Below are 18,491 nucleotides of genomic sequence, written 5' to 3'. Positions count from 1 at the left end.
GCCCCACGATGAACGCCCCGCGCACCGCCACCTGGTATTTCGATTTCGTTTCGCCGTTCGCGTACCTGCAGCAGGAACGGTTCGACGGATTGCCGCCCGCCGCCGCCTACGAGCCGAAGCCGATCGTGCTCGGCGCGCTGCTCACCCACTGGGGCCAGAAAGCGCCGGCCGAGATCGCGGCAAAGCGCATCTTCACCTATCGCCACGCGCAATACCGCGCAGACAAGCTGGGCATTGCCTTCCGGATGCCGCCCGCGCACCCGTTCAACCCGATCCGGCCGCTGCGTCTCGCGATCGCGATGGGCAACACGCCCGACGCGATCCGGCGGATCTTCCGGCACATCTGGCGCGACGGCCAGGACGTATCGACGCCAGAGGGCTTCGCCGCGCTGTGCGAGGCGGTCGGCTTTCCCGAAGGCGTGACGGCCGTCGAAGCACAGCCGGTCAAGGACGCACTGCGCGCGAACACCGATCAGGCGATCGCGCACGGCGTGTTCGGCGTGCCGACCTTCGAACTCGACGGCGACCTGTTCTGGGGCGACGATGCGACCGACATGTTCGTCGACTGCGCGACGTCCCGCGCGTGGCTCGACTCGCCCGAAGTGCGCCGCATCAGCGCACTGCCCGAAGGCATCCGGCGCGGCTGACGGCGCGCGCGACGGCGCCTACGTGTCGCGCCCTTCGACGAGCGGCGGCACGGCCTCGCGCATCATCGCGACGAAGCGCACGAGCCGCGACGGGTAGAACTGCGCGTGCGGGTAGGTCAGGTAGACCGGCAACGGCGCGGCCTGCCAGTCGGGTGCGAGATGCACGAGTTCGCCGCGCGCGAGATGGTCCGCCAGCATCCACGACGAACCGACGCACGCGCCGACACCGAGCAGCGCCGCGCTGCGCAGCGCGTAGAGATTCGCCGTCGTGATGCGCGGACGCATCGCGATGCGCCGCGTGTCGCCCGTGACGGCGTGCGTCAGCGTCAGCTCGGTCCGGTAGTACGTGCGCAGCGCAAGCCACGGCAACGCGGCGAGCGCGTCGGGATCGGCCGGCACGTCGGCGCCGTTCAGCACGGACGGCGCAGCCACCACGAAGCGCGGCACCTTGCTCAGCCGGATCGCGACGACGGACGGATCGGTCGGCTCGCCGACCTGGATCGCGCAGTCGATTCCGCTGCCGACGAAATCGCGGACTTCGTCCTGCAGCAACCATTCCACCGATACGCGCGGATAGTCGCGCAGGAACCGCGCAAGCGGCGCGACGAAGCGCTCCTGCCCGAACGCGTGCGGCACCGCGACGCGCAACAGGCCGTCGGGCTCCTCCTGCGCGCCGCGCAGGTCGGCCTCGAACGCCGCCCAATTCGCCAGCAACTCCTTCGCGCGCGTGAAGCAGCGCTCGCCGTCGACGGTCAGCCGCATCGCATGCGTCGTCCGCTGCAGCAGCCTCATTCCGAGCGAGCGTTCGAGCGTCTGCAGCCGCCGGCTGATGGTCGGCTGCGTCGTGTGCAGCTGCGCGGCGGCGGCCGACAGGCTGCCGGCCTCGACTATGCGTACGAAGGTTTCCATCAACTCGAAACGATAGCCGGCACCGTCGACAGGCACCGTCTGAACGCGTGGAGACCCGCCAGCAGCGGGCGAAACGGAGATTTTGTCGGTCATTCGCCAAGCGTATAACAAATCTGCGCCGGGCGGCACTACCACGGTCGGCCGCCGGTCGGCAAACTCGCGTCCATCCAATACCCGAACAAGGATCTACGCGATGTCCACCCCGACCCGTCTCGACGCCGCGCCCCGCGCGGCCCAAGCGCCGGCCCATGCGGCCGCCTCCTCGATGCCCGATCGCCGGCTCGTGCTGCTGCTCGCCGCGGCGGCCGGCCTCGGCGTCGCGCCGCTCTACTATGCGCAGCCGATGCTCGCCGCGCTGGGGCCCGATCTCGGCGCGTCGGCGCGCGCGATCGGCTTCGTGCCGACGCTCACGCAGCTCGGCTATGCGCTGGGCATCCTGCTGCTCGCGCCGCTCGGCGACCGCTTCGACCGGCGCCGCGTGATCGTGACGAAAGCCGCCGCGCTGGTGGTCGCGCTGCTGCTCGCTGCAATCGCGCCGTCGCTCGGGCTGCTGCTGGCCGCGAGCTTCGCGATCGGCCTGACCGCAACCATGGCGCAGGACGTCGTCCCCGCCGCCGCGACGCTCGCGCACGACACGCATCGCGGCCGCATCGTCGGCACGGTAATGACGGGGCTGCTGCTCGGCATCCTGCTGTCGCGCGTCGTCGCCGGCTTCGTGGCGGAAACGGCCGGCTGGCGCGCGATGTTCGCGCTCGCGGCTGCCAGCGTCGCCGCGATCGGCGTCGTGGCCGCACGCGGGCTGCCGCGCTTCGAGCCGACCACGCAGCTGTCGTACCGCGCGCTGATCGGGTCGCTCGGCGAACTGTGGCGCCGTCATCCCGCGCTGCGCCGCGCCGCACTCGCGCAAGGGCTGCTGGCCGTCGGGTTCAGCGCGTTCTGGTCGACGCTCGCGGTGATGCTGCACGGCGCGCCGTTCCACCTCGGCAGCGCGGCCGCCGGCGCATTCGGCCTCGCGGGTGCCGCCGGCGCACTGGCCGCGCCCATCGCCGGACGCATGGCCGATCACCACGGTCCCGAGCGTGTCACGCGCATCGGCATCGGGATCGCGATGGTGTCGTTCGCCGCGATGGCCGCCGCACCGCTGCTGACGCCGCATGCGCAGCTCGCGCTGCTCGCCGCCGCGACGATCGGCTTCGATCTCGGCGTGCAGGCCACGCTGATCGCGCACCAGGCGATCGTCTACCGGATCGATCCCGCGTCGCGCAGCCGGCTCAACGCGGTGCTGTTCGTCGGCATGTTCATCGGGATGGCGGCCGGTGCCGCGCTCGGCAGTGCGTTGCTCGCGCAACTGGGCTGGAATGCGGTGATCGTGCTGGCGGTGACGACGTCGCTGGCGGCGCTGGCCGTGCGCATGTGGCGCCGGTAATTTTCGGCAACGCGCATACGAGGCGTGCAGGCTCACCGGGCCTGCACGCCTTTTCTTTTTGTTTTCGTTCGGTGCCGCGCAGTCCGGCGCAGCGCGACAGATCCGTACGAGACGCGGCGCGCATTCGGTCATTCGATGCAAAATCCGCGACGGCCCGCCGAATTGCCCGGTTCAACCAATTATTTTTCGCGGAAGCGGAAGGGTCCATACGCAACCGTCAGAGGATTGCACACGACCGCACCGCACGGCCTTCTCCAATCCGGCCCCATCGGAAAATCGCGTCTTCTAAGGGGATTCCCGGTATTTTTTCCCATTTTCTTCGAAATTACCGGTGACATACTTGCCCCCCATTGCGCTCCGGTGCGAGCGCGCTACCTGATTCTCGCCGGCCGCATGTCATGTACTGCGTGTCCGCCGGGGGTCGCAGAACATGAACAATTTCGATACCACGATCCAGATCTTCCTCACCCACATCACGTTCGGACCGCTAATGAACCACGCGATCCGCGTGATCGCCGGCCTCTATACGTTCAAGGGCTTCGTCCTCATCCCCGTGCTGTGCTGGCTGTGGTTCCAGCCGGGACCGCAGCGCGAACGGCAACGCGAGCTGGTCGTCGCGACGGTCGCGAGCGGACTCGTCGCGCTCGCGTTCGGCCGGTTGCTCGCGAAAGTCCTGCCGTTCCGCGTGCGGCCGATCTACAACCCCGACCTGCACCTGCACTTCCCGTCCGAGGAACTGCGTGCGGCCACGCTGCAGGCCTGGAGTTCGTTTCCGAGCGATCACGCGATGCTGTGGATGGCGATCGCGACGGGCATCTTCATCATCGCGCGCCGCGCGGGCGTGCTCGCGCTGCTGTATGCGGTCGTGTTCATCTGCGTGCCGCGCGCGTATCTCGGCTATCACTACCCGACCGACCTGATCGCCGGTGCCGCGATCGGCATCGCGATCGCCTGGCTGCTGACGCGCGATGCGATTCGATCGCGCTTCGCGCCGCAGGTGCTGGAGGCGATCCGGCGCTTTCCCGCGCCGGCCTATACGCTCGCGTTCCTGCTGTGCTTCGAGCTGATCACGCAGTTCGACGAACTGCTGACGCTCGCGCAGTCGGTCAAGCATACGACGATGTAACGGGACGGCGCCGCGATGCATCCGCTGCTGTCATCACGACGTCCAGGCACGCGCTGCCGGCCCTGCGCGGCGGCATCGCGCGCTGCGCGGGCCGCCGTCCAGGTCGTCGCCGCCGCGGCGACCGCGGCCGCGCACGTCAGTCGCGGTCGGGCGCACCGAGCGGGAAGAACGAACGATACGGCCGCGCTTCGTCAACCGCACGCGCGAACGACGGCCGCGCAAGCAGCCGCGTGCGATACGCGAGCACGTTCGCGAACGACGGATCGATCCGGTGCGTCCAGTCCGCGTAGAACAGGAACGGCGCCGCGCCGCAGTCGGCGAGGCTGAAGCGGTCGCCGGCCGCCCATTCGCGATCGGCCATCTTCTGGTCCAGCCACGCGTATGACGTTTCGAGCATCGCGCGCGCATCGGCGACGCCGCGCGCATCGCGCTCGTGCGCCGGCCGCAGCGCATCGAACACGACCTTCTGCTGCGGCGTCGAGACATAGTTGTCGAAGAAACGATCCATCATCCGCACTTCCAGCGCCGCGCGCCGGTCGTCGGGCACCAGCCGCACGGGGCCCGGGTGATAGAGGTCGAGGTACTCGACGATGATCGTCGCCTCGATCACCGTGCGGCCCGCGTCGACGAGCACCGGGAAGCGCTTCATCGGCCACAGCGCGGCCAGTTCCTGCATCGGCTTCGGATCGTCGTGCGCGAGCACGCGATAGTCGAACGGCGTGCCGTTCTCGTACAGCGCGGTCAGCACCTTCTGGCAGTAGGACGAAAAGGGATGGGCGTAGAGCGTCGGCGTCATCGCGGGGTCTCTCGGGTTTCGGCGCCGCGTCATGCGGCGCCACGTGATCGGATACCTTGACGACGAACGGCACCGGGCCGATTCGACATCCGTCCGATAATTTCTTGTTGCGCGCGAACGCGCGGCTACGCCCGGCCGTCCATCACGACGCGGCCTTCGCCCCGCCAGCGCAGCATCCCGCCGCCCAGGTTCGCGACGGCATCGAAACCGGCCTTCAGCAGGATCACCGTCGCCTGCGCGGAGCGGCCGCCCGCGCGGCACACGGTCACGATCGGCCGGTCACGCGCGAGCTCGCCGGTGCGCGCGGCCAGTTCGCCGAGCGGAATCGGCGTCGCGCCGGGCAGGTGGCCGAGCGGGCCGGTGAATTCGTCCGGCTCGCGCACGTCGACCACCTGCACCGCCGGCAGGTGATCCTCGAGCCACTGCGGATCGATTTCCCAGAAACCGGCGAACGTATAGACCAGCGGCGCCCAGTCGGGCGCCGCCTGCACGTCGGGCGCGTTCGCGGCGACGCCGCACTGCAGGTTCGCGGGCACCGCGACGTCGATCTGGCGCGGATGCGCGAGCCCGAGATTGTGCATGTAGCCCGCGAAATCGTCTTCGCTGAGATCGCCGCCGAGACGCGGATTGAAGCGCCGTTCCTCGCCGACGCTCGTCACCGTCAGCCCGCGATAGTCGTGCGCGGGATACAGCAGGCATGCGGCCGGTAGCGTGAAGAGCCGACCGTGCACCGCGCGATACAACGCGCGCGGGTCGCCCTGCTGGAAGTCGGTGCGGCCGGTGCCGCGAATCAGCAGGCAGTCGCCGGTGAACGCCATCGATTCGTCGTCGAGCACGAGGCTGATGCAACCGTTCGTATGGCCCGGCGTCGCGCGCACGGTCAGGTAGCGCGGGCCGAATGCGCAGCGATCGCCGTCGTTCAGGTAGCGATCGGCGCCCTGCGCGCCGCTCGCGGCCGAAATCGCGATCGTGTTGCCGGTGCGCTGCTTCAGCAGCCACGCGCCCGTCACGTGATCGGCGTGCACGTGCGTATCGATGGTCGCGACGAGCCGCAGCCCGAGTTCGTCGAGCAGCGCCGCATCGCGGCGCACCTGCTCGAATACCGGGTCGATCAGCAGCGCTTCGTGCGATCCGCGGTCGGCGAGCAGATACGTGTAGGTCGACGATTGCGGGTCGAAAAGTTGCCGGAAGATCATGGCGAAGTCGCTCCGTCGGCTGGGCGTTTCAGTTGTCGGAGGGTGCGGGTCGTGCAATCCGCACCGCGTGTATCGCCGGCGCGCGGGGCGCACGTTCATACAGCGTAGTGCAAAACACGCGCGTCGCCCGGCATCGTTGCATGCGGCGGGGCGTCATGCCGCGCCCGGACCGTCGCGCACACTGCCTTACACTACCGCCTGCTCTCGTCTTACGTTCACAGGAATTGCGTCGATATGTCGATGACGATCGATCCGAAGCAGGCCGCCGCGCTGCTGGCCGTCGCCGACACCGGCAGCTTCGAGCAGGCCGCCGTGCGCCTGCACGTGACCGCGTCCGCCGTCACGCAGCGGGTCCGCGCGCTGGAGGCGAGCCTCGGCACGCCGCTCGTGCTGCGCACGCGGCCGTGCCGGCCGACGGTGGCCGGACAGCGCGTGCTGCAGCACCTGCGCCGCGTCGCGCTGCTGCAGGCCGACCTGCAAAGCACGCTCGCAACCGAGCGCGAATCGCCGATCTCGGTCACGATCGCGCTGAACTCCGACAGCCTCGGCACCTGGTTCCTGCCCGCGCTGACGTCGGTACTCGCGGGCGAGCGCATCCTGTTCGAGCTGATCGTCGAGGATCAGGACCACACGTTCGCGCTGCTCGAAAGCGGGATGGCCGTCGGTTGCGTGACGACCGAGCCGAAACCGATGCGCGGCTGCGTCGCGACGCCGCTCGGCACGATGCGCTACCGGCTGCTCGCGGCCGCCGCGTTCGCGGTGCGCTGGTTTCCGCGCGGCCTGAACCGCACGAGCGCGCGCCATGCACCCGTCGTCGCGTATTCGCGGCGCGACACGCTGCAGTCCACGTTCCTGAAGGAGAAGTTCGGATTGCCCGAAGGTGCGTATCCGTGCCACTACGTGCCGGGCACGCACGCGCATTTCGCGGCGGTGCGGCACGGGCTCGGCTACGCGATGGTGCCGGAGCCGCTGATCGGCGGCGCGCCGCTCGACGCGCAAGGGCTCGTCGATCTCGCGCCCATGCATCCGACCGACATCGCGCTGTACTGGCATGCGTGGACCGTGCAGTCGCCGACCATGGCGTCGCTGTCCGCACGGGTGGTCGAAGCGGCGCGCCGGTTGCTCGCGCCGCTGCCGTGACGCGGGGGTGATCGACACCGCCGGCGCGGCACGTGGTGCCGTGCGCGCGGCGGCCAGAAACCCCGCCGCGCCGCCTATACTTTTTTCATCGGCCTCGCGAACGCGCGGCGCGGCCGATCATGCATATCCGGCCGTTCCCTTTCCCGTGAGGAGAACATCATGTCCCGCCGCTATATCGATTGCCGCGAGTTCCCGAGCGCGATGAATTGCTCGGTCGCGATTTCCGCCGACTCCGACAACGAACTGCTGGAAGCCGCCGTACAACATGCGGTCTCGGTGCACCAGCACACCGACAGCGCCGAACTGCGCACGCAACTGAAATCCCTGTTCCGCGACGGCACGCCGCCGGTCGACACGCCCCGGCAAGCGTAATCCGCCGGCACGCCGGATATCGACCGGCGGGCTGCAGCGTCGCCCCGATCGCCTTCCCACTTCCTGCTTCGCGCCACGACGCGCCGGCGCCCCCGCCGGCCGGCGCATTCCGCCTTACGCGCGCCGTTGCGCGAAATACGCGCCGACCGCGTCGATGAAGGTATCGATGTCCGCGCGCGACACGTCGCAGTGCGTGACGAAGCGCGACGCGTACAGCATCTGCGTGAGGATCCCGCGTTCCTTGAGCCACGCCTCAAGCGGCGCGCAATCGGCTTCGGGGAATTGCGCGAACACCATGTTCGTCGCGTGCGACAGCACCTTCACCGGCTCGATGCGCGCGAGGCCTGCCGCGAGATGCGCGGCGTTCGCGTGATCGTCGGCCAGCCGCTCGACGTTGTGGTCGAGCGCATACAGGCAGGCCGCCGCGAGGATGCCCGACTGCCGCATCCCGCCGCCCAGCACCTTGCGCCAGCGCTGCGCGCGCTCGACCAGCGCGCGATTGCCGACCAGCACCGAGCCGACCGGCGCGCCGAGCCCTTTCGAGAAACAGATCGACACGGTATCGAACGGCGCGCACAGTTCCGCGATCGGACGGCCCGACGCGACGGCCGCATTGCACACGCGCGCGCCGTCGAGGTGCGCGGCCAGCCCGCGGCTGCGCGCGAGCGCGACGGCTTCCTGCACATAGCCGTCCGGCAACACCTGGCCGCCGATCGTGTTTTCGAGCGCGAGCAGCCGCGTGCGGGCGAAGTGGTTGTCGATCGGCTTGATCGCCGCGGCGATCTTCGCGAGCGGCAGCGTGCCGTCGGGCGCGTTCTCGATCGGCTGCGGCTGAATGCTGCCGAGCACGGCCGCACCGCCGCCTTCGTACTTGTAGGTGTGCGCGAGCTGGCCGACGATGTATTCGTCGCCGCGTTCGCAATGGGCCATCAGCGCGGCCAGGTTGCTCTGCGTGCCGCTCGGGAAGAACAGGCCGGCTTCCTTGCCGGCCCGCTCGGCCGCGACCGCCTGCAGGCGCAGCACGGTCGGGTCGTCGCCCCATACGTCGTCACCGACTTCGGCGGCAGTCATCGCGGCCAGCATCGCCTGGCTCGGACGTGTCACGGTATCGCTGCGTAAATCGATCATCTTGTGCCCTGAGTGAACGCGGACCGGAACCGATGCGCCCGGCCCTGCCGAAACGAGACTCAGAGTGTACGCAATTCGCGCAGCGCCTGCCGGTGGCCGCATGCGCGCCGCATGCGTGCCGCGTCGACCCGACGTCGGCCCGACCGGACGCGGGGCGACACCGCGGCGTGCGCCGACCTCGTTGCGCCGGCCGCATCGATCGAATGATGCGACGCGCCATATTGCCGCACGTGCGGCAGACCGCCACGCCGCAGCCGCCTGCGCCACGAACGACGTTCTTGATACGAATCAACGATTTATCCCGAAATCGCGCGCACCGGGCTGGACATCTGCGACGAGTTGGCGCATTTCGCGGCGCAACATCGCAATCCATACTCCAGCCAACCCCGCTGCCCCGTCGGCCCGGGGGCCGCCGGCACCCGCCGGCGGGTATCGTCAGCCTCGGTCATCTGGTATGGACACCGCACTTTCGGCCCTCGATCTGGCCCGCCTGCAATTCGCGTTCACCGTCTCCTTTCACATCGTCTTCCCGGCGCTGAGCATCGGCCTCGCCAGCTTCATCGCCGTGCTCGAATATCGCTGGCTGAAGACCGGCAAGCAGTACTACAAAACGCTGTGCCTGTTCTGGTCGAAGATCTTCGCGGTCGCGTTCGGGATGGGCGTCGTCTCCGGCGTCGTCATGAGCTATCAGTTCGGCACCAACTGGTCGGGCTTCTCGAGCTTCGCCGGCGCCGTCACCGGCCCGCTGCTGATGTACGAGGTGATGACCGCGTTCTTCCTCGAAGCCGGCTTCCTCGGGATCATGCTGTTCGGCTGGAATCGCGTGAGCCCGCGCGCGCACTTCGGCGCGACGCTGATGGTCGCGATCGGAACGCTGATCTCGACGTTCTGGATCCTCGCGTCGAACAGCTGGATGCAGACGCCGCAGGGCTTCGAGATCGTCGACGGCCGCGTCGTGCCGACCGACTGGTTCGCGATCATCTTCAACCCGTCGTTCCCGTACCGCCTGTTCCATATGGCGATCGCCGCGTTCATCGTCGCCGCGCTGGTCGTGGCCGCGACGGGCGCGTGGCATCTGCTGAAGGGCCGCCGCGACAAGGGTGTGAAGAAGATGTTCTCGATGGCGCTGTGGCTGCTGCTCGTGCTCGCACCGCTGCAGGCCGTGATCGGCGACCAGCACGGTATCAACACGCTGAAGCACCAGCCCGCGAAGATCGCCGCGATCGAAGGGCTGTGGGAAACCGAGAAGGGCGGCACACCGCTCAACCTGTTCGGCATTCCGGACATGAAGGCCGAGACGACCCGCTACGCGGTGAAGGTGCCGCACCTCGGCAGCCTGATCCTCACGCACAGCTGGGACGGCGAGATCCGCGGGCTGAAGGACTTCCCGCCTGAAGACCGCCCGAATTCGACGGTCGTGTTCTGGAGCTTCCGGATCATGGTCGGCCTCGGCTTCGCGATGATCGGTCTCGCCGCGCTCGCCTGGCTGCTGCGCCGCCGCGGCAGCCTGTATGAATCGAAGTGGTTCCAGCGCTTCGCGCTCGTGATGGGCCCGACCGGCTTCGTATCGCTGCTCGCGGGCTGGGTGACGACCGAGGCAGGCCGCCAGCCGTGGGTCGTGTATGGCGTGATGCGCACCGCGCAGGGCGTGTCGCCGCTGTCGGTGCAGCAGGTCAGCCTGTCGATGATGACGTTCGTGATCGTGTACTTCCTCGTGTTCGGCACCGGCGTGTACTACATGTTGAAGCTGATGAAGGCCGGCCCCGCGCTGCCCGACGTCAAGCACGACGACACACCCGACACGCGCCCCGATCACACCGCGCGCCGCCCGATGTCGGCCGTCGACGAGCTGATCGAGACCGTCTGAGCCACCCATTTCGCAAACGAGAAAACCTATGGACGTCACCGTAATCTGGGCCGCGATCATCGCATTGGGGCTCTTCATGTACGTCGTGCTCGACGGCTTCGACCTCGGCATCGGCATCGTCTTCCCGTTCTTCCCGGACGAGAAGGAACGCGACCTGATGATGAACACCGTCGCGCCCGTGTGGGACGGCAACGAGACGTGGCTCGTGCTCGGCGGCGCCGGGCTGTTCGCGGTGTTCCCGATCGTCTATTCGACGGTGCTGTCGGCGCTGTACCTGCCGCTGATCTTCATGCTGGTGTGCCTGATCTTCCGCGGCGTGTCGTTCGAGATCCGCGCGAAGGCACGGCGCACGAAGCAGCTGTGGGATCTCGCGTTCATCGGCGGCTCGGCCGGCGCGACGCTGTTCCAGGGGATCGCGCTCGGCGCGTTCCTGCAGGGCATCAACGTGAAGGACGGTGTGTTCGCCGGCGACGCATTCGACTGGCTCACGCCGTTCAGCCTGCTGACGGGCCTCGGCCTGGTCGTCACGTACGCGCTGCTCGGCTGCTGCTGGCTCGTCGCGAAGACGGAAGGCGACCTGCAGCGGCGCCTCCATCGCGTCGTGTGGCCGCTGACCGTCGTGCTGCTCGGCTTCATTGCCGTCGTCAGCCTGTGGACGCCGCTGCAGGATCCGGCCATCGCGCAGCGCTGGTTCGATTCGGGGCTGTTCTGGCGCCTGCTGCCGGTGCCGTTCCTGGTCGCCGGGTGCGCGGTGTGGATGCGTCGTGCGGTGCGCGACCGGCACGACATGACGCCGTTCGTGCTCGCGCTGGTGCTCGTGCTGCTGGGTTACGTCGGCCTGCTCGTCACGATGTTCCCGTATGCGATTCCTCAGACGATGACGATCTGGGAAGCGGCGGCGCCGCGGTCGAGCCAGACCTTCACGCTGGTCGGCGCAGCGGTTATCCTGCCGATCATCATCGCCTACACGACGATGGGTTACTGGGTATTCCGAGGCAAGGTGCGCCATGAAGACCAGCATTACTACCACCACTGAAACCCCTGATTCCGCGGCGCGCCGGCCCGGCACGCCGCGGCCGCGCATGCGCGGCTGGATGTGGTTCGTCGTCCTGTGGGCGGGCGGCGTGCTCGGCGCCGTCACGCTCGGCTATGCGTTCAGGATCTTCATGAACCTGACGCTGTTTGCGGTGAAATGAAGCCCAGGAGGCCGGCTGACCGGGCGATCGCACCCGTTACGCCGGCCACGCGCATCGATACGCGATGCGCTTGCTCTGCCGGACGCGTTATTGCGGCGCCCGCCGCACCACGCCTAGCTTCAATCCCAGCATCCCGAATATGCGGTTCATCGTCTGCACCGTCCCGTCGCTGCGGCCCTGCTCGATATCCTGAATCGTCTTCGTCGACACGCCGGCGAGCTTCGCCATTTCGGTGCTCGTCAGCCGCATCGTCTTCTTCAGATGGCGTACCGATTCGCGCAGCGACCACTCGGGATGCGCGAGAACGTCCTCGATTGCCTGGCGCCGCAGCGCAAGCTGTTCGGGGAGCGACATCGCGTTATAGCGTTTGTCCATTGTGTCGCTCGCGCCCTAGCGCAGCCCATCCAGTTCTCGAGCGAGTCGCTCGAGGCCGGGTTTCAGAAAAGCATGCACATCGTGCTCCAGACCAAGCTCGGCGCCATGGTCCGCGATCTCGTGCAAGCGCGGCGCCATTGCGCGCAGCCTCACCTGCAAGGCGTCACGATCCAGCCCGACATGCAGGTCTCCCGCCTGCGGCTCGCTCGACGAGACGACCGCATCGAGTACCCGCGCCCAGTCCGGCTGGCCACCGTCATTTCCTTCCCAGCGGATGCGCCGTGCAATGCCGTCGGGGTGCAGATACATCGGTGCAAAGTCGTAAAGCGGCGTCAGGGCAACGCGGCCATCGAAGTCGCGTTGCAATGCGGTGTTTCGTGCATGATTATCCTTGTTGCCCAACGCAAGATTCGCGACATCGCGGCACAGATACTCGGCCACCTCGGTTTGAGGATCCGTGCATTGATGCACGAGATGCCGGCACACCTCGTCGTGACTCGGCACGACACCGAAGCCGGCTTTGCCCGTCAGCGACGCAATGCTTTCCTGAGCGAACCGCACGACACGATCGCCGATGCGTGCGCGATCGAACCGCGGAATGAATAGCGACCGGTCGCGTAACGTCAGCGGCGCATGCACACGCAAGCCAAGGCGCCGAGCCAATGCCATGTAGGGCGCTTCGTGACGCAGGATCTGGGCGCGGCGCTCGTTCGCGCCGCGCCCGAACTTGACGATATAGTGCTCGACCGCATGCGCGTCAGGCAGCGTGTGATCGAGATAGAGCAACCCGTCGTCGGCACGGGTCAGCAACAGCTTCGGCCACTCGCCCTGCACACCCGACGAGCCCGCGACGAAGCATCCGTGTTCGGCGAGATATTCGCTGAATGCGCCTCCCCGGGCGGCAACGTCATCGTCCGTAAAACCTTGGTGCGGACCTTGGCGCTCGGCAAGCCACTGTGCGGCTTCCTTGACGCGCAGATTGCCGATCGAGTTACCGGCTCCCGCCAACAGCAACGGCCAGTCTGCACGCTCCTCCGCCGTTTCCGGCAAATCGAGGCGGCGCAACAGTTCCTGGCGGCCGAAGCCTTGCGGCAACAAATCGATCAGGAAAACCGGCCAGTGGGGCGTCACCAGCGGCTCCAGGTCGACCGGGAAACCGCACGCCATCGCGTACGCGTCGCGGGCGAATTGATGCTCAACAATCCATTCGACGTCGTAACCCGTATAGGCGCGACCACGCCAGCCCTCATCAGGCTCACCAAACAGGGTGACAACGCCGACGTCGTGCCAGATACCCTCGGCGTGGAGCTGGATCGTGCAGGAGGCAGTCATTTCAGTAGAAATATATACAAATAACGCCGCTTATCACAGCTGAATTATATAAATTTCTACCGAAATAGGTATCCTGCTGTTGGACACTAAACGGTCGGGGGCGCTCCCCGCACCTTACCGCCGCTCGCCCAATGCCGCCTCGATCTTGCGATCGGTCTTGTACTGGCTCAGCGCATATACCGACCAGATCGCGGCCGGCAGCCAGCCGATGATCGTGAGCTGCAGGATCAGGCAGATGATCCCCGCGATCGGGCGGCCGATCGTGAAGAACTGGAACCACGGCAACAGCAGGGCAAGCAAAAGGCGCATCGGGAATCCTCTGGAGGCGTCGTTGAACGTTCATGCGCAGCCAATATGGCGGGTCGCGCGCCGCATTTCAAGCCCGGACCCGCCACTCGCGTGCCGACACAGCCGGCGATCGGCGCGCGCGGGACGCGACCTACGCCGCATCGGCCAGCCACTGCGCGACACGCGCGACCAGCCGGTCCGTTGCGTCGAAGCACTCGACCCCCGCCACCTGCGGCGCGTCGCACATCGCGAACACCGGCTTGCCCCACTGCAGCCCGAGCGCGATCTCGGACAGCGTGCCGAGCCCGCCGCCGACCGCGACCAGGCACAGCGACGCGCGCGCGATCAGCGCGTTGCGTGTAATGCCGAGCCCGGTCGGCAGCGCGACCGTCAGGTACGGGTTCGCCTCCCGCGCATCCTCCTCGGGCAGCAGCCCGATCGCGCACCCGCCGGCCGCCTGCGCGCCGCGCGCGGCCGCCTCCATCACGCCCTGCTTGCCGCCACCGACGATTGCGACGCCCGCTGCCGCAAGCGCATGCGCGATCCGTTCCGCGATCCGCATCTGCTCGTCCGTCGCATCGCGCGGACCGATCACGCCGACCGGCATGCAATGCCGCCGCGTGCCGCGCTGCCGCTGCGCGAGATCCGTGAGCGCGGAGCGCGCCGCCTCCGACCACTCAATGTCGCCGTTGTCGAACAAGGCCTTCCCCCAGAGCAAGAACGCAGGTACAGATCGCCGTCAGCACGATCGACAGCACGGCCGCCTGCGAGAAATCGGTTTGCCCGTCCGACAGCTTCAGGTACATCAGCAGCGGCAGGATGTTGATCTGCGTACCGGCCAGCGCGAGCGCCGTGCCGTACGTGCCGAGCGCGATCGCGGTCACGAGACACCATGCGGACGCGACCGACGGCCACAGCTCGCGCCATGCGACGTCGAGCCACGCGCGCCACGGCCGCGCGCCGAGCGTCAGCGCCGCCTCGAGCGGCCGCCGGTCGAGGTTCGCGAGCGCCGGGTAGATCATCAGCGCGACCCGCGGGATCAGGTAATACGCATACGCGACCGCCAGCCCCGGCATCGTGTAGATCGCGCCGCCGAGCACGTTCGGGTCCGCGCCCAGCGATGCCGCCAGCGTGGTGACGAAACCCGCGCGGCCGAACGCGAGGATGAAGCCGTACGCGATCACCAGCCCGGAAAACGCGAGCGGCACGCCGAGCAGCGCGAGCGACCAGTGGCGACGGGCCGGCGACTGCGCCGCCAGCGCAAAGGCGACCGGCACGCCGACGCCCACCGACAGCGTGCCGGCACCGACCGCCAGCGCGAGCGAGCGCACGATGGCGTCGGCCACGAGCGGATCGCGCAGCACCGCGACGAACGCACGGCTGCCGTCCGCGAACGCCGAGCCGACGAGCGCGGCGAGCGGCAGCACGAAGCACACCGCCAGCAAGATCGCCGCCGGAACCGCGCCGAAGCGGCGCAGCGCGCCGCGTTCGGCCAGGGAGGTCTGCATCGCGCGCTCCTTACTGGCCGAGCGTCGCCTGCGACCAGAGCTGGTCGATCTCGGCCTTGCGCGCCGCCGCCTTCGCGACGTCGAGCGGGCGCACCTGCGGCGCGTTCGGCAGCTTCGCCGCGACCTCCGGCGCAACCGGCGTGCCGGGCACCGCCGGGCGCACATAACCTTGTGCGAACAGCGCCTGGCCGACGTCGCTCATCACGAGGTTGAGCCAGAGCTGCGCGGCGGACGGGTTCGGGCCGTTCTTCACGAGGCTCATCGCATACGGCGCCGACACGCTGCCGTCCTGCGGAATCACGACGTCGGCCGCGTCGCCCATGCCGTCAGCGTACTTCGCCTTGAGGCCGTCGTTCTCGTAGCCGATCAGGATCGGGATCTCGCCCTTCACGAACTTCGCATACGGCGTCGTGCCCTCGACGCGCAGCACGTTGCCCGCGCGCTTCAGCCTGCCGAAGAATTCCGCGCCCGGTTTCGGATTCTCGACGCTGCCGCCGTTCGCGTACGCCGCCGCGAACACCGCGACCTGGCCCTGCCCGGTCGAGCGCGGATCGAGATAGACCACCGCGTTGCGATATTCGGGCTTCAGCAGGTCGGACCAGCGCTGCGGCACGTTCTTGACGAGCTTCTTGTTGACGAGGAACGCGATGTTCAGCGAGTGCACCGCGAACCAGCGGCCGTCCGCCGAGCGGAACACGTTCGGCAGCTTGTCGAAGTTCACCGGCTTGAACGGCGCGACGACTTCCTTGCTCTCGGCATCGAGCGCCGACGCGGCGAAGTAGTACGCGGTATCGGCCTGCGGACGACGGCGCGACTTGTCGAGCGCGACGACGGTCGCCGCGGAGCCGATGTCGTTGTACGTGATCTCGACCTTCGGGTAGCGCTTGCGGAATTCGGCGAACAGCGCCTTCCAGTTCGCCCATTCGGGGCCGGTATCGAACGACACGACGAGCCCTTCGTCGGCGGCCTTCGCATACAGCGCGTCTTCACCCGGATACAGCGGCGCGGCATGCGCGGCCGCGCAGGAAAGCGCCGCGAGCGCGCACAGCGCCAGCACGCGTGCCCGCACGGCCTTCACTAGAGAGGAGCCTGCAATCATCGGAAATCTCCGTTGTACGAAAAAAGTCATTGCGCGTCCGGCGACGCCGGCAGCACGAGCAGATGTCGCGGCTCGATCGCGATGCTGCGCGCGGCGGGTTCGCGCCCTTCGCACAACAGCGCGTCGGTCGAGCCGGCCGGAATGAAGTCGTAGCGCTGCGTCGCGCCGAAATAACGCACGTCACCGAGACGGCCGTCGAGCCGGTTCGGGCAGTGATCCGGCGGATCGGCCTGCACGTGTTCGGGCCGCACCAGCACCTCGACCGGCGTACCCGGCCGGTGCTCGCCCGTCTGCGCATGCAGCGTCGCGAAGCGCACGTCGACCGTGCCGTGCGCGAGCACGCGCCCGCGCAGCAGTGTCGAGTGCCCGACGAAGCGTGCGACCTGCGCGCTCGCCGGACGCTCGTACAGGTCGCGCGGCGTGCCGGCCTGGAGCACGCGGCCGCCGTCGACGATCGCGACGCGGTCGGCCATGCTCAGCGCCTCGTCCTGGTCGTGCGTGACGAACAGCGTCGTCGCGCCGCACGCACGCTGCAGCGCGCGAATCTCGTCCCGCAGTTGATGACGGATGCCGGCATCGAGCGCCGCCAGCGGCTCGTCGAGCAACAGCAGCTTCGGCTCGATCACGAGCGCGCGCGCCAGCGCGACGCGCTGTTGCTGTCCGCCCGACAGCATCGCGACGCCGCGCGCCGCATGCGTCGCCAGGCCGACGCGCTCGAGCATGTCCAGCGCGCGCCGGCGCCGCACGTCGGCCGCGACGCCGCGCATGCGCAGCCCGTACGCGACGTTGTCGACGACCGACAGGTTCGGGAACAGCGCATAGTGCTGGAACACCATCCCCACTTCGCGCCGCCACACGGGCACGCCGGCGACGTCGTCGCCGCCGATCGCGATGCGGCCGCGCCAGCCGTCGAGCAGCCCGGCCGCGAGCCGCAGCAGCGTGGATTTGCCGGAACCGCTGCGCCCCATCACCGCGAGCAGTTCGCCCTGCGCGGCAGACAGCGTGACGTCGTCGACACCATGACGCGCGCCGGGATACTGGAAACTGACGTGTTCGAATTCGAGACTCATGACGGACTCACTTCAGGCGTTGCACGGTGCCGACCGACACGAGCGTCGCGAGCACGGCGAGCACGAGCAGCACGACGGTGGCCGCGCACGCCATCCCCGACGCACCGTAGAACGCCTGCAGCAGCACGATCGGATAATTTCGGTAGCGAAAGCCGGCGATCAGGTTCGAGATCTGGAATTCGCCGATCGACAGCGCGGCCACCATGACGAGGCCGGAAAACAGGCTGTGCCGCAGGTTCGGCAGCACGATGGTGAGGAACTGGCGCAGCGGTGTCGCGCCGAGCGTCGCCGCACAGGCCTCGAGACGCGCCAGGCCGAGATGGCGCAGGTCGCCGAGCAGGGTCTGCAGCAGATACGGCAGCGTCAGCACCGCATGCGCGGCGATCATCAGCGGCAACGTGCCGAGCCACGGCAGCGTGTCGCCGCTGAAGATCGCGATGTAGCCGAAGCCGAGCGTCAGCGCGGGCACGGCGACCGGCATCAGCATCACGACGCGCGTCGCGAGCCCGCCGCCGGCCTGCGCGCGGTGATGCAGCGCGTAAGCGAGCGGCAGGCCGATCGCCGCATTGAGCGCACAGCACGCCAGCGCGACCATGAAACTCACGCCGAACGCGCGGGTGAAGCTCCGGTTCGCGGCCAGATCGGCAAACCAGTGCCACGTGAAGCCCGAGGGCAGCAGCGTGTTGGTCCACGACTCGCCGACGGAGCCGATCAGCAGCAGCGCGATCGGCAGCAGCAGGTAAAGCCCGAACACCGCGACGAGCGCCTGCAGCAACAACCGGCCGATGCGCGGGCCCGCCGGTTTGTTACGACGAATCGGAACACCGTCGGCCAGGGCCGGGGTGATGGACGGATGCATGAACGCTCTCGCTGGCAATGAGGAAAGACAGCGCGCGACGCCCGCCGGACGGGGCACGCACGTGTTTCGAGACCGGCGCAGTGTGCGGTTTCGACATGGCATCGTCATGAAAAAAACGTACAAAGCCGGCATCGATCTGTGCCGGGACGGAATAGCG

The 18,491-nt window shown here is 68.2% G+C and carries 20 protein-coding genes; 8 read left to right on the top strand and 12 right to left on the bottom strand.

The window, feature by feature from the left end; translation table 11 throughout:
* The first annotated feature begins 8 nt into the window (after positions 1-8).
* On the top strand, positions 9-647 hold the full coding sequence (locus tag DIE06_RS05615) for a 2-hydroxychromene-2-carboxylate isomerase (RefSeq protein ID WP_124660525.1): 639 nt from the start codon (positions 9-11) through the stop codon (positions 645-647).
* A gap of 18 nt (positions 648-665) precedes the next feature.
* Here DIE06_RS05615 and DIE06_RS05610 read toward each other — a convergent pair whose 3' ends face one another.
* Entirely contained in the window at positions 666-1,649 is a 984-nt protein-coding gene (locus DIE06_RS05610) for a LysR family transcriptional regulator (protein ID WP_124660524.1), read from the bottom strand.
* Between the two features lie 100 nt (positions 1,650-1,749).
* Here DIE06_RS05610 and DIE06_RS05605 point away from each other — a divergent pair, with 100 nt between their 5' ends.
* Both DIE06_RS05605 and DIE06_RS05600 read left to right on the top strand, forming a co-directional pair.
* On the top strand, positions 1,750-2,982 hold the full coding sequence (locus tag DIE06_RS05605) for an MFS transporter (protein WP_124660523.1): 1,233 nt from the start codon (positions 1,750-1,752) through the stop codon (positions 2,980-2,982).
* Between the two features lie 430 nt (positions 2,983-3,412).
* A complete protein-coding gene (locus DIE06_RS05600) occupies positions 3,413-4,108 on the top strand; it encodes a phosphatase PAP2 family protein (protein WP_124660522.1) in 696 nt (231 codons plus the stop codon).
* A gap of 136 nt (positions 4,109-4,244) precedes the next feature.
* On the opposite strand, the gene DIE06_RS05595 is transcribed toward DIE06_RS05600, so the two are convergent.
* Together DIE06_RS05595 and DIE06_RS05590 are read right to left on the bottom strand one after the other, a co-directional pair.
* Complete coding sequence (locus DIE06_RS05595; RefSeq protein WP_124660521.1) at positions 4,245-4,904, bottom strand: glutathione S-transferase family protein; 660 nt, start codon at positions 4,902-4,904, stop codon at positions 4,245-4,247.
* A gap of 125 nt (positions 4,905-5,029) precedes the next feature.
* A complete protein-coding gene (locus tag DIE06_RS05590; RefSeq protein WP_124660520.1) occupies positions 5,030-6,100 on the bottom strand; it encodes an MBL fold metallo-hydrolase in 1,071 nt (356 codons plus the stop codon).
* A 234-nt stretch (positions 6,101-6,334) separates the two neighbouring features.
* Between DIE06_RS05590 and DIE06_RS05585 the strand changes: the two genes are divergently transcribed.
* Both DIE06_RS05585 and DIE06_RS05580 read left to right on the top strand, forming a co-directional pair.
* Positions 6,335-7,240 (top strand): HTH-type transcriptional regulator ArgP, encoded by a 906-nt coding sequence (locus DIE06_RS05585; protein ID WP_124611424.1) that lies wholly within the window; start codon positions 6,335-6,337, stop codon positions 7,238-7,240.
* 159 nt (positions 7,241-7,399) lie between these two features.
* Entirely contained in the window at positions 7,400-7,612 is a 213-nt protein-coding gene (locus DIE06_RS05580; protein ID WP_057925608.1) for a DUF1059 domain-containing protein, read from the top strand.
* Positions 7,613-7,726: 114 nt separating this feature from the next.
* Here DIE06_RS05580 and ltaE read toward each other — a convergent pair whose 3' ends face one another.
* Positions 7,727-8,740, bottom strand: a complete 1,014-nt coding sequence (gene ltaE / locus DIE06_RS05575) for a low-specificity L-threonine aldolase (RefSeq protein ID WP_124660519.1) — start codon at positions 8,738-8,740, stop codon at positions 7,727-7,729.
* Positions 8,741-9,194: 454 nt separating this feature from the next.
* Here ltaE and DIE06_RS05570 point away from each other — a divergent pair, with 454 nt between their 5' ends.
* Genes DIE06_RS05570 through DIE06_RS05560 form a run of 3 tightly spaced genes read left to right on the top strand, consistent with a single transcriptional unit; the run spans position 9,195 to position 11,803 of the window.
* Complete coding sequence (locus DIE06_RS05570; protein WP_124611420.1) at positions 9,195-10,607, top strand: cytochrome ubiquinol oxidase subunit I; 1,413 nt, start codon at positions 9,195-9,197, stop codon at positions 10,605-10,607.
* A gap of 28 nt (positions 10,608-10,635) precedes the next feature.
* Positions 10,636-11,643: a cytochrome d ubiquinol oxidase subunit II gene (gene cydB, locus DIE06_RS05565; protein WP_124660518.1), complete on the top strand. Its 1,008-nt coding sequence runs from the start codon at positions 10,636-10,638 to the stop codon at positions 11,641-11,643.
* Positions 11,615-11,803, top strand: coding sequence for a hypothetical protein (locus DIE06_RS05560; protein ID WP_124660517.1), 189 nt, complete (start codon positions 11,615-11,617; stop codon positions 11,801-11,803). Before cydB ends, DIE06_RS05560 begins: the two co-directional genes overlap by 29 nt.
* Before the next feature lie 87 nt (positions 11,804-11,890).
* Here the strand turns inward: DIE06_RS05560 and DIE06_RS05555 are convergent, their stop codons facing one another.
* The 8 genes from DIE06_RS05555 to DIE06_RS05520 form a co-directional block, all read right to left on the bottom strand.
* Positions 11,891-12,178 (bottom strand): helix-turn-helix domain-containing protein, encoded by a 288-nt coding sequence (locus DIE06_RS05555; protein ID WP_124660516.1) that lies wholly within the window; start codon positions 12,176-12,178, stop codon positions 11,891-11,893.
* A 15-nt stretch (positions 12,179-12,193) separates the two neighbouring features.
* Entirely contained in the window at positions 12,194-13,510 is a 1,317-nt protein-coding gene (locus DIE06_RS05550; RefSeq protein WP_124660515.1) for a type II toxin-antitoxin system HipA family toxin, read from the bottom strand.
* Positions 13,511-13,624: 114 nt separating this feature from the next.
* Entirely contained in the window at positions 13,625-13,819 is a 195-nt protein-coding gene (locus tag DIE06_RS05545; RefSeq protein ID WP_006750656.1) for a YqaE/Pmp3 family membrane protein, read from the bottom strand.
* 130 nt (positions 13,820-13,949) lie between these two features.
* Positions 13,950-14,405 (bottom strand): TIGR00725 family protein, encoded by a 456-nt coding sequence (locus DIE06_RS05540; protein ID WP_124660654.1) that lies wholly within the window; start codon positions 14,403-14,405, stop codon positions 13,950-13,952.
* A 70-nt stretch (positions 14,406-14,475) separates the two neighbouring features.
* Positions 14,476-15,306, bottom strand: a complete 831-nt coding sequence (locus DIE06_RS05535; RefSeq protein WP_124660514.1) for an ABC transporter permease — start codon at positions 15,304-15,306, stop codon at positions 14,476-14,478.
* A gap of 10 nt (positions 15,307-15,316) precedes the next feature.
* Positions 15,317-16,405, bottom strand: coding sequence for an extracellular solute-binding protein (locus DIE06_RS05530; protein WP_124660513.1), 1,089 nt, complete (start codon positions 16,403-16,405; stop codon positions 15,317-15,319).
* Positions 16,406-16,431: 26 nt separating this feature from the next.
* Positions 16,432-17,475, bottom strand: coding sequence for an ABC transporter ATP-binding protein (locus DIE06_RS05525; RefSeq protein WP_124660512.1), 1,044 nt, complete (start codon positions 17,473-17,475; stop codon positions 16,432-16,434).
* 7 nt (positions 17,476-17,482) lie between these two features.
* Positions 17,483-18,334, bottom strand: coding sequence for an ABC transporter permease (locus DIE06_RS05520; protein WP_124660511.1), 852 nt, complete (start codon positions 18,332-18,334; stop codon positions 17,483-17,485).
* Positions 18,335-18,491 lie beyond the last annotated feature (157 nt).

The sequence above is a fragment of the Burkholderia sp. Bp8998 genome (assembly GCF_003854235.1).
GTDB lineage: Bacteria > Pseudomonadota > Gammaproteobacteria > Burkholderiales > Burkholderiaceae > Burkholderia.
Note: the sequence above shows the minus strand (reverse complement) of the source record. Positions and strands in the feature narration are given on the sequence as shown.

Coding starts and splice junctions, on each gene's coding strand:
- DIE06_RS05535 (WP_124660514.1), bottom strand. CDS start 15,306: ATGCAGACCTCCCTGGCCGAACGCGGCGCGCTGCGCCGCTTCGGCGCG.
- DIE06_RS05570 (WP_124611420.1), top strand. CDS start 9,195: ATGGACACCGCACTTTCGGCCCTCGATCTGGCCCGCCTGCAATTCGCG.
- DIE06_RS05550 (WP_124660515.1), bottom strand. CDS start 13,510: ATGACTGCCTCCTGCACGATCCAGCTCCACGCCGAGGGTATCTGGCAC.
- DIE06_RS05545 (WP_006750656.1), bottom strand. CDS start 13,819: ATGCGCCTTTTGCTTGCCCTGCTGTTGCCGTGGTTCCAGTTCTTCACG.
- DIE06_RS05520 (WP_124660511.1), bottom strand. CDS start 18,334: ATGCATCCGTCCATCACCCCGGCCCTGGCCGACGGTGTTCCGATTCGT.
- DIE06_RS05615 (WP_124660525.1), top strand. CDS start 9: ATGAACGCCCCGCGCACCGCCACCTGGTATTTCGATTTCGTTTCGCCG.
- DIE06_RS05610 (WP_124660524.1), bottom strand. CDS start 1,649: ATGACCGACAAAATCTCCGTTTCGCCCGCTGCTGGCGGGTCTCCACGC.
- DIE06_RS05585 (WP_124611424.1), top strand. CDS start 6,335: ATGTCGATGACGATCGATCCGAAGCAGGCCGCCGCGCTGCTGGCCGTC.
- DIE06_RS05590 (WP_124660520.1), bottom strand. CDS start 6,100: ATGATCTTCCGGCAACTTTTCGACCCGCAATCGTCGACCTACACGTAT.
- DIE06_RS05555 (WP_124660516.1), bottom strand. CDS start 12,178: ATGGACAAACGCTATAACGCGATGTCGCTCCCCGAACAGCTTGCGCTG.
- DIE06_RS05605 (WP_124660523.1), top strand. CDS start 1,750: ATGTCCACCCCGACCCGTCTCGACGCCGCGCCCCGCGCGGCCCAAGCG.
- DIE06_RS05560 (WP_124660517.1), top strand. CDS start 11,615: ATGAAGACCAGCATTACTACCACCACTGAAACCCCTGATTCCGCGGCG.
- DIE06_RS05595 (WP_124660521.1), bottom strand. CDS start 4,904: ATGACGCCGACGCTCTACGCCCATCCCTTTTCGTCCTACTGCCAGAAG.
- DIE06_RS05530 (WP_124660513.1), bottom strand. CDS start 16,405: ATGATTGCAGGCTCCTCTCTAGTGAAGGCCGTGCGGGCACGCGTGCTG.
- ltaE (WP_124660519.1), bottom strand. CDS start 8,740: ATGATCGATTTACGCAGCGATACCGTGACACGTCCGAGCCAGGCGATG.
- DIE06_RS05540 (WP_124660654.1), bottom strand. CDS start 14,405: ATGCCGGTCGGCGTGATCGGTCCGCGCGATGCGACGGACGAGCAGATG.
- cydB (WP_124660518.1), top strand. CDS start 10,636: ATGGACGTCACCGTAATCTGGGCCGCGATCATCGCATTGGGGCTCTTC.
- DIE06_RS05525 (WP_124660512.1), bottom strand. CDS start 17,475: ATGAGTCTCGAATTCGAACACGTCAGTTTCCAGTATCCCGGCGCGCGT.
- DIE06_RS05600 (WP_124660522.1), top strand. CDS start 3,413: ATGAACAATTTCGATACCACGATCCAGATCTTCCTCACCCACATCACG.
- DIE06_RS05580 (WP_057925608.1), top strand. CDS start 7,400: ATGTCCCGCCGCTATATCGATTGCCGCGAGTTCCCGAGCGCGATGAAT.